The organism is Proteus terrae subsp. cibarius, assembly GCF_011045835.1.
Taxonomy (GTDB): Bacteria; Pseudomonadota; Gammaproteobacteria; order Enterobacterales; family Enterobacteriaceae; genus Proteus; species Proteus cibarius.
The window spans coordinates 2,935,809-2,948,038 of record NZ_CP047349.1; the positions used below are offsets into that span (position 1 = coordinate 2,935,809).

Annotated in this window: 9 protein-coding genes; 2 read left to right on the top strand and 7 right to left on the bottom strand. The window is 36.7% G+C overall.

Annotated features, from left to right (window positions below; translation table 11 throughout):
* Positions 1 to 115: 115 nt before the first annotated feature.
* The 6 genes from hemH to GTH25_RS13590 all read right to left on the bottom strand — a co-directional run bounded on the left by hemH (position 116) and on the right by GTH25_RS13590 (position 7,607).
* A complete protein-coding gene (gene hemH, locus GTH25_RS13565; RefSeq protein ID WP_164530664.1) occupies positions 116 to 1,096 on the bottom strand; it encodes a ferrochelatase in 981 nt (326 codons plus the stop codon).
* A gap of 163 nt (positions 1,097 to 1,259) precedes the next feature.
* Positions 1,260 to 1,904 (bottom strand): adenylate kinase, encoded by a 645-nt coding sequence (gene adk / locus GTH25_RS13570; protein WP_075673308.1) that lies wholly within the window; start codon positions 1,902 to 1,904, stop codon positions 1,260 to 1,262.
* A gap of 181 nt (positions 1,905 to 2,085) precedes the next feature.
* Complete coding sequence (gene htpG / locus GTH25_RS13575; RefSeq protein ID WP_075673307.1) at positions 2,086 to 3,969, bottom strand: molecular chaperone HtpG; 1,884 nt, start codon at positions 3,967 to 3,969, stop codon at positions 2,086 to 2,088.
* A 234-nt stretch (positions 3,970 to 4,203) separates the two neighbouring features.
* The gene (gene purT / locus GTH25_RS13580; protein WP_164530665.1) at positions 4,204 to 5,391 is read right to left on the bottom strand and encodes a formate-dependent phosphoribosylglycinamide formyltransferase; all 1,188 of its coding nucleotides are present in this window, start codon (positions 5,389 to 5,391) and stop codon (positions 4,204 to 4,206) included.
* A gap of 124 nt (positions 5,392 to 5,515) precedes the next feature.
* The gene (rarD, locus tag GTH25_RS13585) at positions 5,516 to 6,427 is read right to left on the bottom strand and encodes an EamA family transporter RarD (RefSeq protein WP_075673305.1); all 912 of its coding nucleotides are present in this window, start codon (positions 6,425 to 6,427) and stop codon (positions 5,516 to 5,518) included.
* Between the two features lie 232 nt (positions 6,428 to 6,659).
* On the bottom strand, positions 6,660 to 7,607 hold the full coding sequence (locus GTH25_RS13590; protein ID WP_075673304.1) for a PfkB family carbohydrate kinase: 948 nt from the start codon (positions 7,605 to 7,607) through the stop codon (positions 6,660 to 6,662).
* Between the two features lie 273 nt (positions 7,608 to 7,880).
* Here GTH25_RS13590 and GTH25_RS13595 point away from each other — a divergent pair, with 273 nt between their 5' ends.
* A complete protein-coding gene (locus GTH25_RS13595; RefSeq protein WP_099660083.1) occupies positions 7,881 to 9,347 on the top strand; it encodes a glycoside hydrolase family 32 protein in 1,467 nt (488 codons plus the stop codon).
* A 29-nt stretch (positions 9,348 to 9,376) separates the two neighbouring features.
* Here GTH25_RS13595 and GTH25_RS13600 read toward each other — a convergent pair whose 3' ends face one another.
* Entirely contained in the window at positions 9,377 to 10,372 is a 996-nt protein-coding gene (locus tag GTH25_RS13600; protein ID WP_075673302.1) for a LacI family DNA-binding transcriptional regulator, read from the bottom strand.
* Positions 10,373 to 10,840: 468 nt separating this feature from the next.
* Between GTH25_RS13600 and GTH25_RS13605 the strand changes: the two genes are divergently transcribed.
* On the top strand, positions 10,841 to 11,476 hold the full coding sequence (locus GTH25_RS13605) for a response regulator transcription factor (RefSeq protein ID WP_075673301.1): 636 nt from the start codon (positions 10,841 to 10,843) through the stop codon (positions 11,474 to 11,476).
* Positions 11,477 to 12,230 lie beyond the last annotated feature (754 nt).

Consider the following 12,230-nt stretch of genomic DNA (forward strand, 5'->3'; position numbering starts at 1 on the left):
AGTGATTTCCACTAAAAGACTTAAAAAATGAGAAAAGATAAGTTTATATATAACTGAAATATGTTCAAATTAATATATCATCAAATCCGATAATTTTATTTATAGAATTCAGTAATTATTTTTCGCATACCTCACGGATCATCGCTTCTAGCAAGTCAATATGCTCTGGTTCATCATTTAATGCTGGAATATATTCGTACTGTTTGCCACCACCATGAATAAAGAACTCTTGGTTCTGTTCATTAATTTCTTCTAATGTTTCCAAGCAATCAGATGAAAATCCCGGACATACAACCTGCACATGTTCAACCCCCTCACTTCCCAGCTTTTCCATCGTTTTATCCGTATAAGGCGATAACCAAGGTTCACGACCAAAGCGTGACTGGAATGTCAGCATGACTTGCTCTTTAGGATAACCTAACTGTTCTTCTAATTGCTGTTTTAGTTTTTCTGTTGTGAGGCAACACTCATCATAATAAATATCGCCTGTTTTGATAAAGCGCTCAGGAATACCATGAAAAGAGAGAATTAAACGATCGGGTTTGCCATATTGCTGAAAACTTTTCTCAATAGAGGTGACAAGCGCTTTGATATAAAGCGGATGAGTAGGATAACTGCGAATAAAATGAAGAGAGGGTATTGTACGCATACCTTTAAAAATGCGACTAACACCATCAAATACCGCAGCAGAAGTGGAACAAGAGTATTGAGGATACAGCGGTAACAAAATAATCTTTTCAACACCTTGTTGTAATAACTTTTCAACCCCTTCATTTAACGATGGATTGCCATAACACATCCCTAACTCTATGGGGATATTAGGTAATCGCTCAGCGACAGCACGTTGTTGCGCTCTGCTATAAACTAACAGAGGTGACCCCTCATCCATCCAAATCTGTTGGTATAACTTAGCCACTTTAGGTGAGCGAAACGGCAATATCGCCCCCTGTAATATTGGTTTCCAAATCAAAGGAGAAACATCAACAACACGAGGATCGCTAAGAAATTGAGCTAAATAACGTCGAACAGCACCTGTTGTCGGCGCATCAGGTGTGCCAAGATTAACCAAAAGAACACCATACTTAGCATCATTCATACTATGACTCCTTAGAGTTATTTTATTAGGATAACCAAAGAGTAGAAGAATAAAGGAAAATAATAGATTGTGCTTGTCAATTTATTGGATTGTTCTTTTCCCCTATTTTGTTTAGATAAAAAAAATCCCGGCTCAACCGGGATTAGTCATCACAATGACGAAATTAGCCAAGGATACTTTTTAATTCAGCGTTAATTTCGCTTACTTTTTGTGTACCATCAACTTTGAAGTATTTCGCATTGCCTGCTTTAGCTTCATTTTGGTAATAAGAAACTAATGGTGCAGTTTGAGTATGGTACTCAACTAAACGTTTACGAACAGTTTCTTCTTGGTCATCTTTACGTGTTGTTAACTCTTCACCTGTCACGTCATCACGATTTTCCACTTTAGGTGGATTAAATTTCACATGATAAACACGACCTGATGGTGCGTGAACACGACGGCCAATAATACGTTCAACAATGATTTCATCAGGTACAGCGAATTCCAGTACGAAATCCACGTTGATACCCGCTTCTTTCATTGCATCAGCTTGTGGAATTGTTCTTGGGAACCCATCCAACAAGAAACCATTACGGCAATCGTCTTGTTTGATGCGCTCTTTAACTAACGCAATAACTAATTCATCAGTAACTAACTGACCATTGTCCATCAGTGCTTTTGCTTTCAGTCCTAGTTCTGTACCTGCACTTACTGCTGCACGTAACATATCACCAGTTGAAATCTGTGGGATACCATAGTTTTCTTTAATGAATTGAGCCTGAGTGCCTTTACCAGCGCCTGGAGCGCCTAGCAGAATGATACGCATCGCGTAAATCCCCTTGCATTTAATTTTTTATATTTAAACTCGAAAACGCATTACCATACCATTTTGTGAGGTCATCGCTCAAGAAATCACGGTAGCGATTGCATTTTATTTTTATCGAAAAAGAAAAAACCACGCTATCTTTTCAGATAAACGTGGTTTAAATGTTTGAAAACGAAAACAGTTACGCTTTTTGAACTAAAAGTTGATTCACTAAGCGAATAAACTGGTTTGGATCCTCTAAAGAGCCTCTTTCAGCAAATAATGCCTGATCGAGTAATAAATTTACCCAATCTGCAAATAATGCTTCATCCGTTAGCTCGGCTGTTTGCTTTACTAATGGGTGATTTGGATTCAGCTCAAAGTTATATTTCACTTCTGGCACTTCTTGTCCTGCAGCAGCAAACAATTTAGCCATTTGTGTTGTCATTTCATCAGCACTGGTTGTCACGATTGCTGGAGTATCTGTTAAACGATGCGTTAATTTCACATCTTTAACTTTATCTCCTAGCAAGGTTTTAATACGTTCGACGAACGGTGCTAATTGTTTATCTGTTTCTTCTTGCTCAGCCTGTTTCTCTTCATCAGCAAGTTTATCAAGAGATTCATCCGCTTTACTGACAGACTGGAATGATTTGCCATCAAACTCAGTCAGGTAATTCATCATCCACTCATCTATACGATCAGATAACAGCAGTACCTCGATACCTTTTTTGCGGAACAGCTCTAAATGAGGACTGTTTTTTGCTGCGGCATAGCTATCTGCGGTGATGTAGTAGATTTTTTCCTGACCATCGACCATACGACCAACATAATCTTCCAGAGAAACTGTTTGAGCATCACTATCGTTATGCGTTGATGCAAAACGTAGTAATTTAGCAATTGTTTCAATATTAGATGAGTCTTCTGCTGGGCCTTCTTTTAATACTAAGCCAAACTCTTTCCAGAATGCTTGATACTCTTCCGGCTTGTTTTCCGCCAGTTTTTGTAACATCTGTAATGCGCGTTTAGTTAATGCACTACGTAAGTTACGTGTCACTGAGCTGTCTTGTAAAATTTCACGAGAAACGTTTAGCGGTAAATCATTAGAATCCACTAACCCACGGATAAAACGCAGGTAATTAGGCATAAACTGCTCAGCTTCATCCATAATAAAGACACGCTGTACATACAGTTTTAAACCATGACGTTGTTCACGATTCCATAAATCCCAAGGCGCTTTTGAAGGCACATATAATAAGCTTGTATACTCTTGCTTACCTTCTACACGGTTATGTACCCAGCTTAATGGATCGGCAAAGTCATGAGAGATATGTTTATAAAACTCTTTATACTCTTCATCACTCACTTCAGCTTTGTTACGAGTCCAAAGGGCTTGCGCTTTATTAATTTTTTCCCATGTTACAGTGCCGTCCTCTTCATTTTTTGTTTCAATTTCAACAGGCAAAGAAATATGGTCGGAATATTTACTAATAATGCTACGTAGACGCCAATCATCTAAATACTCATCTTCACCTTCACGTAAATGAAGCGTAATCTCAGTACCGCGATCTGCTTTTTCAATATCAGCAACGGTGTAATCACCTTCGCCTTCAGACTCCCAAAAAACACCTTTATCTGCACTTTCGCCAGCTGCACGAGTGCGTACTGTCACTTTATCTGCAACGATAAACGCAGAATAGAATCCGACACCAAACTGACCAATTAGTTGGCTATCTTTAGCTTGATCTTGCCCGATAGATTCTAAGAATGATTTGGTACCTGATTTTGCAATAGTACCGAGGTTATCAATGACTTCATCGCGAGTCATACCAATACCATTATCACTGATAGTCAGAGTACGAGCTTCTTTATCAGTGGAAATGCGCACATGCAACTCACCATTATTCTCATAAAGCGCTGCATCTGATAATGCACGGAAACGCAATTTATCAGCCGCATCTGATGCGTTCGAAATCAATTCGCGAAGGAAAATTTCTTTATTGGAGTAAAGAGAATGGATCATTAATTGAAGAAGTTGTTTAACTTCTGACTGAAATCCTCTTGTTTCCTGACCTTTCATACTCATTTTTACCTCAATTAATCCTAATTTGGCGAAAAAAATCAATATGAGTAAAAAGTGGGGATAGTTAAGCTAGTTTCAAGGGTCGAGTAAAAAATTAAGCGAATAAAAGTGATTAAGCACCTTATATGATTAAATTTTGAGCCCAAACAACATCCTTGTGTGTTTTATTACATAATAGTATTGTTTGGGCTTATCATTCTGAAAGCTTTATTAAAGAAGGAACCTTAACGGTAATCGCTATTTTTGGGCATCATTTACAATGATAGCGTTAGCACCTGCGTTTGCTTCATCTAATGCATGTTTTATTGTATCTGCATGAGCGAGTACAACACCTAAACGGCGAGTGCCGGCAATTTCAGGTTTAGCAAAAAGGCGAATTTGGCGATCCGCCTTCAACGCTTTTTCAATACCAGAATAAACGATATTTGTACTATAAAGCTCCGGTAAAATAACAGCTGATGCACAAGGGCCTAATTGGCGAATACCACCAATGGGATAACCTAAAAAAGCACGAACATGAAGCGCGAACTCTGATAAGTCTTGAGAGATTAATGTCACGAGCCCTGTATCATGAGGACGAGGGGAAACTTCATTAAAGAATACCTCATCACCTTGAACAAATAACTCGACACCAAATAAGCCATAGCCCCCTAAGTTCTCAACCACTTTACTCGCAATATGTTCTGCTTTAGCAAGTGCGATATCACTCATCTTTTGAGGTTGCCACGAACTTCGATAATCCCCTTTTTCTTGTCGATGACCAATAGGGGCACAAAAATGGATACCGTCAACAGCATGAATAGTCAGTAAAGTGATCTCAAAATCAAACGGGATCATTTTTTCAACAATAACGCGTCCTTTTCCTGCTCTCCCACCCTCTTGCGAGTAAGTCCAAGCCTGATCCAAATCGTTTTCATTACGAATAACACTTTGCCCTTTTCCGGATGAACTCATGACGGGTTTTACAATACAAGGGAAGCCTATTTCTAAAGCGGCTTTTTTAAAACTCACTTCATCATCAACAAATTGATAGTTTGATGTAGGTAAATGTAATGTTTCTGAGGCTAATCGACGAATGCCTTCTCTATCCATCGTCAGCTTTACCGCACGAGCGCAAGGAACAACTTTTTGCCCCGCCTGTTCTAATTCAACCAGTAACGTTGTTGCAATAGCTTCAATTTCTGGAACGATAAAATCAGGTCGCTCTTGTTCAATAACTTGCTTTAATGCATCACTATCAAGCATATTTACAACATGATGGCGATGAGCAACATGCATAGCAGGAGCATTCAGATAGCGATCAACAGCAATCACTTCAATGCCTAAGCGTTGGCATTCAATCGCGACTTCTTTGCCTAATTCACCAGCACCCAATAACATCACTTTTGTTGCATTTGCTGTAAGAGCCGTACCCAGCACTGTCATTTTTTATCCTCACCATTAATAAAAACACAATTACGCAAACGATTGCTTTTCGTATAGCATAGCGGATTTAACTTGATAGAAAAATAGCCAGACAAAAAAATAATCAAACAGGGAAATAATACAATTACACCGTTTGGCTACGTTTTCCTTTTTGGATTTTTAGATAATTCAGGCGTTTTCGGATAAGTGCTAAGATACAACATAAAAGCCCTAACCAAATTAGAGAGAAACTCACGCCTTTTACTTCATCAAAAGCTTCATGGAATAAGAAAACAGCCAGTAAAAATTGAATAGTAGGCTCAATATATTGAGCTAATCCAATTACAGTTAATGTGGTTCGTTTGACTGCAGCGGTAAAGAACAATAACGGAAGTATAGTGACTGGTGCGGTTAGAATATAATAAAAACGAGTCAGATTATCTGCAGAAGGTAGTGCGCTTTTATCTGTTATAAACAACCAAATAGTAGCGCCTATTGCTAATGGCATTAACCAAAGTGTTTCCATAAATAAAGAGGTGATCACATCAAAACGAATAAACTTACGGATTAAGCCATATACAGCAAATGCGCCCCCCATCATGATAGCCAATACAGGTAATTCACCGTACATCCACAATTGATAGCCTACACCCGCACAAATTAAGGTAACAGCCCATTTTTCTGCTGAATTAAGCTTTTCTTTAAGAAATATCACACCTAATAAAATAGAGAAAAGCGGATTAATAAAATACCCCAAGCTAGCTTCTAATACTTGTTGATGTGTTAACGCATAAGTAAACGTACACCAAGAAACAGCCATAGCCATTGAGCTAAATAGACACATAAAAACAGAGCGCTTATCTTGTAAAACCGCGCGCCATCGTGTTCTATTTTTAATAAAGAGTCGTACGAGTAATAAAAGAGGGATAGACCAGATCAAACGCTGAGCCAACATCTCTAATGGTTGTGCTCCGGGTAACAGCCGATAAAACAGAGGGGTTATTCCCCAAAGAATATAAGAAAAAATGGCTAATACCGCGCCCGATTGAGCCCACATTTAATGTTCCATCAATAAAAGTCAATAAGATTTAATATCATACGCTTAAAACAGACAGAACAATATGATCAGCATCGCTGATTGATCAAACATCAATACAACCAAATAGACGGGATAAAAAAATCTCCATAAATAACCACTCCGAGAAAAGTAGTTATAAATGGAGAATAGGAAAATACCATTAAGGGAAAACCGTGGTAAAAACCACAACCAGAAAAAAATGGGTAAATTGTTAGAAAATCTCCCTAACATGTAAAGGTGGCTGTTGCTGAACAAAATCATGTAATTTTTTACGACTTGGTGCCGCAGCTATCGCCCCTTTTTGAGTGGTGGCTAAAGCACCACAAGCAGCTGCTTGTGTTACTATTTTTGATAGATATTGCTCATCTTCAGCAAAACCATATTCAGCAAGCGCGGCTAACAAACCGGACATAAAGGCATCACCGGCACCTGTTGTATCAATGCATTCAACAGTAAAGGCACTAAATGCAACTTGAGTATTTGGTGTTAAAACCAAACAGCCTTTAGAGCCTTGAGTGATCACTTTTAAACGAGCGGGATAACTTTCTAATTTTTTAAGTGCATTATTCAATGTCACTTCTTGTGTCATCCACGTGAGCTCATCTTCTGATAATTTTAATATGTCTGCTTTATGCGCATAATTATCGATAATTTCACGCATTTCTTCATGATCACGCCACATTTGAGGTCGTAAATTAATATCAAAACTCAATAGTGAATCACTTTCTTTAATGCTTTTGATTGCACAATCTAAGGTCGAGCGACAAATAGGATTCACCAATGCTAAGGAGCAAAAATGCAAAATATCTTTTTCGAATGCAGGTAAAGATTTTTCTGTTAAAAATTGATCAGCAGACTCTGCAACTAAGAAAGTAAAATCACGCTCACCATTTTCTTGTAAAGAGACAAGTACAGTACTGGTACGGTGAAACTCATCAAATTCCATTGCACGAGTATCGACACCCAGATCAAACAGTGTTTTTTGCATAAAATGGCCGAACGCATCTTCACCTACACGTCCAATAAAACCACTTTGTTGACCAAGCTTGGCAACGCCTGCAGCAACATTGACTGGCGCACCACCAGCACATGCTTCATATTGCATGTTTTGCAATGGGATCAAGTCAACAACAGCGTCACCTAAAGACCAGACTTTCATAATCTCTCCTGAAGATAAGCAATTATTTTTCTTAACTATATTCTGTTTTTATGGCTATTCATAACGAATAAATCAAGATATTGCTCGTAAATCCACACTGATAACGTTAACATAATGAGATAATATGATAAAGTCAATCTCATACATCGTATTTTTTTTACTCAACATGTTATCGTTAACAATAAGAGTAATAGTGTGATTACATCTGTTCTTTACCCTTTCTATGCTCTTAAAAACACACTAATAACTCTGATATATAATAAGGATAATGATATGAAACACCGCTTAGAACAATCAACAAAAGCCTTAAGTACTTTGATTGAAAAACGAGGCAATAAATTTTATCCCCAGTTTCATTTGGCCGCACCTGCGGGTTGGTTAAATGATCCTAATGGTCTTATTTATCATGATGGTTTATATCATGCCTTTTATCAGCATCACCCTTATTCTCAAGATTGGGGGCCAATGCATTGGGGACATGCCACAAGTACAGATATGATCCACTGGCAACATCAACCTATTGCGTTAGCACCAGGGGATGACTACGACAAAAGTGGTTGTTTCTCAGGATCAGCAATTAGTCATGAAGGCAAGCTCTATCTTTTCTATACAGGACACAACTGGTTAGCAGACGAAGGTGATGATAGCCAAATCTATGAAGCGCAATGTGTTGCTATCAGTGAAGATGGCATTCATTTTGAGAAAAAAGGGATCGTCTTAGAACCCCCTAAAGGTTATATGCATTTTCGTGATCCTAAAGTTTGGTATCAAGAAGGCAAATGGTGGATGGTTGTTGGTGCTCGTGATGAAAAAGATCAAGGACAAGTTCTGCTCTTCTCTAGCGACACCTTATTTGTGGAAGGCCAGCAGTGGAACAACGATTACACTGTTTTAGGGAAAACGGATGATAAAAATGTCTATATGTGGGAGTGCCCTGATTTCTTCCCTATTAGCCAAGAAAACGAATTTGCAATCGTCTTCTCACCACAAGGAAAACGAGCCGAAGGATATCAATATCGCAATCTCTTTCAATCAGGTGCATTAATCGGTAAATGGGCACCAAATCAGCCCTTTAAACTACAAGGACACTTTATTGAACTTGATAATGGCCATGACTATTATGCGCCACAATCATTTACAACACCGGATGGTCGTCGCGTTTCTATGGGATGGATGGATATGTGGAATTCGCCCATGCCTTCAAAATCCGAATTTTGGTCTGGCTGTTTTACACTCCCTCGTGAAATCACTTTTGATAAATCCAAAAATCGCTTACGCATGATCCCCGTTAAAGAAGTCGAATCATTACGCCAAGAAAAACAGACTATCCAACCATTAACACTCAGTAATCAATCCATAGAACTAATCAATAATACTTCAGCTATCGAACTCAACTTAACGTTATCTTTAGACAGCCTCGCTGAAAAATTTGGCCTATGGCTAGGCGAAGGGCTTGAGCTCTTTGTTGATAATCAATCACACCGTTTAGTTCTTAATCGTCATTATCCTCAGCACAATATAAGTGGCGCTCGAAGTATTCCATTACCTGAAGGTTGTGAATTGAATTTACGTATTTTTATTGATCGCTCATCAATTGAAATCTTTGTAAACAAAGGCGAATTCACCTTTAGCAGCCGATATTATGATCAACAAGATATTCAAACTTTACGTCTTTTCGCCATTAATGGTGATGCAACATTAATTAATGGTGAATATTGGCAGTTAAATAGTATTTACTGATATTGATAAGATAAGTAAGACGTGAGTCTTTAAATAGACTCACGTTCAACTAATTGGCAAGGTACGTATACCGTATCTCTATGGTTCCGTTCTTGAATGATATGCAACGTTGCTTCTTTACCTAATTCATAATGAGGCAATTGTACCGTTGTTAATGGTGGATAAAACAACTCTCCTGTACCAATCATATTGTCGTATCCCAAAACAGCCACTTGCTCTGGAATGCGTAACCCCATAGAAAGTAAAACTTGATACGCTAGAAATGCAATACGGTCATTACCACAAATGAGAATATCAAAATCTGCTTTTTGCTGAATACAATGCTTTTTCAATATTTCAATCACATCACGGTAATGTTCATCTCCAAACATCATCGTATATTGTTGTAGATCCGACAATGGTAACCCCGCCTCTTGCCAAGCATCCTCAACAGCTTTACGACGAATAGGGCCTGCTACAGACTCTTCAGGTATATAGAAGCACAAAGGGCGACGATACCCCTTTTCGATGACTTTTTTCATCGCAAAATACTGCCCATGATAATCATCGGGAATATAAGTTGGAAAAGTGTGCGTTTTATCCAAACAGTTTGCTAACACTAAATTCTTATCAAGCAACTTTTCATGCACGGTGATTTCACGCAACCCCATCGTGGTATAAATAATACCATCTGGACGTTGAGCCAAAAGTTGCCAAATGGCATTTTCATAACAATCTTGTGCAGTCAAATTGACAACAAATGAACTCCAGCCAAATTCTCTTGCAGTTTGTTCTATGGATAAAATCATTTCCACAGAAAATGGTGTCGTTGCGGTATCAATTGCCAGAACACCAATTGATGATACTTTTGTTCCTTGACCACGAATTTTTCGTGCAGAATAATCTGGAACATAGTTAAGTTGATCAATCGCATTTTGGACTTGTTTCAGTGTTTCTGGTTTTAATAACTCAGGGTTATTAATCGCTCTTGAGACTGTCATCAAAGAAACGGATGCAAGTCGAGCTACATCTTTCAGTGACGCCATAGCATTGGCTCGATTGGTTTATTAAAAAGGAACGATAGAAATAAAGTGCTATTTTACAAGAAGTAAAGTCAAAAAGCCACAAAGGGAATTGTATTGTAACTAAATGCAACTATTAATTGCCTCATAGATAGAGGCCTAAATATATTATTTTTTTACTTATTAAATGGGTTTAATATAGTTAAAATCACTTACGAGAAAAAACTTAGTTACAATTAATAATAGTTATCTCCTTCCTTCAATATAGAAATAAATTATTCTTATCTATAAAATACAAATATTGAAACAAAACAAAGTTCTGATATTTTATCTATAATATAATACAGAAGTATTAATCATTTTTAATTTGATATATTCTGAATATGGCTCCGTTACGTGAATGTCACCCTACACAAAAAAACTTATAAATTAGTCAAATTTCGTTACTCATTCACTTTTAGTGAAAGAGCAGAGTAAAACCAGGAGCAACATATGGAATCAATAATCCACTTAATCACTTTTGAAGATGACAGTACAAAAGTTCAGCTTAAAGCCGTTCTTTCTTCTTTAGCGGCTAACGTGAAAACCTATTCAAATGAACAGGCTTTCTTGAAATACTATTTTTCATCAACAAAAGGGGCTCATAAAGAGTGCATCATAATTAATACAAAAAACAGTGCGGCGCCATCAATTGCACTGATTAAAGAACTCAATAAATTGAGAAACATCATCCCTGTTATTATTATTTCAGGGGATAGTTCCATTGAGAGTTGTCGTAGTGCATTTAAATCAGGGGCTTTTGAATATTTAACTCGCCCTCTAAATGTGAATGAACTTCTTAATATTGTCTCGGAATCTTTCCTACATTATGAAAGTGAAGTTGAGCAATTCCGAACATATATATCTCTAAAAGATAAATTTGGTAAGTTATCTAATAGAGAAAAAGAGGTTATGGAGATGATCCTTGAGGGAAATACGAGCAAAGAAGCGGCAGAAAAACTTTCTCTATCGCCTCGTACTGTAGAAGTACATCGTTCAAATATGTATACAAAATTGAAAATAAGATCACTACCACAATTAGTTCAAGAATATGATTTCTTTAAGAAATATGATTTAAGAGCAAATTAATTCACAACGTGATTTCTATTTATCAATGGGTTGTATTATCTAGCGATATAACAATATGACCTGTTTAATTTTCATTATATTTTATTAGTGAGAGAAAACTATACTTCTAAAAATATTCTATTTTGGATGAATTACACCTAATATGGGAATAATTAATACGTTAAACACCATTCTACTATAGGAAGGGCGGCAACTTATTTTGATGCCTCCCTTTCATTAGTGTTCGTCTAATTTCAATTTAAGACACTTGTATATATTATTTTCATAATCGCTATTATTAATAACTATTATGATTGTTTTTTATTAATAATAGCAATATAAGAATAGATGAAGCTCTTCATTTGATATAAATCATTTTTTACTTATTATAAATATGAATATTCTCATTTTTAATTCCCCATTTCCTTTATTCTTATTTCACGAAGAAAATTATTAATGATTAAAAAATAATACAAAAGAAATTCTTGTCTCTTTTTTTTATGCCCATTTAAAGACTGTTTATGCGTTTTGATTTTTGATTTAAACAAAAAATTCCTTATAAGAATATTCTAATCGAAGTGTTTTAATTGCGATTATTTAAACAGTAAAATAAGAAATAACAATAAGTATTTCCCTTTACACTCCCTTTTACTTAAGAAATTTACTCTCTTCATAGTTTAATTAATGTAATACATCATTTATCATCTCTACTCAATACCACTCAAATAAAGATCATCATTAAATGATATAAACATGTAAGTATAATACACTAGCC

Excerpts from the sequence above, each read along its gene's own strand:
- hemH (WP_164530664.1), bottom strand. The coding sequence starts at position 1,096 with ATGAATGATGCTAAGTATGGTGTTCTTTTGGTTAATCTTGGCACACCT.
- adk (WP_075673308.1), bottom strand. The coding sequence starts at position 1,904 with ATGCGTATCATTCTGCTAGGCGCTCCAGGCGCTGGTAAAGGCACTCAG.
- htpG (WP_075673307.1), bottom strand. The coding sequence starts at position 3,969 with ATGAGTATGAAAGGTCAGGAAACAAGAGGATTTCAGTCAGAAGTTAAA.
- purT (WP_164530665.1), bottom strand. The coding sequence starts at position 5,391 with ATGACAGTGCTGGGTACGGCTCTTACAGCAAATGCAACAAAAGTGATG.
- rarD (WP_075673305.1), bottom strand. The coding sequence starts at position 6,427 with ATGTGGGCTCAATCGGGCGCGGTATTAGCCATTTTTTCTTATATTCTT.
- GTH25_RS13590 (WP_075673304.1), bottom strand. The coding sequence starts at position 7,607 with ATGAAAGTCTGGTCTTTAGGTGACGCTGTTGTTGACTTGATCCCATTG.
- GTH25_RS13595 (WP_099660083.1), top strand. The coding sequence starts at position 7,881 with ATGAAACACCGCTTAGAACAATCAACAAAAGCCTTAAGTACTTTGATT.
- GTH25_RS13600 (WP_075673302.1), bottom strand. The coding sequence starts at position 10,372 with ATGGCGTCACTGAAAGATGTAGCTCGACTTGCATCCGTTTCTTTGATG.
- GTH25_RS13605 (WP_075673301.1), top strand. The coding sequence starts at position 10,841 with ATGGAATCAATAATCCACTTAATCACTTTTGAAGATGACAGTACAAAA.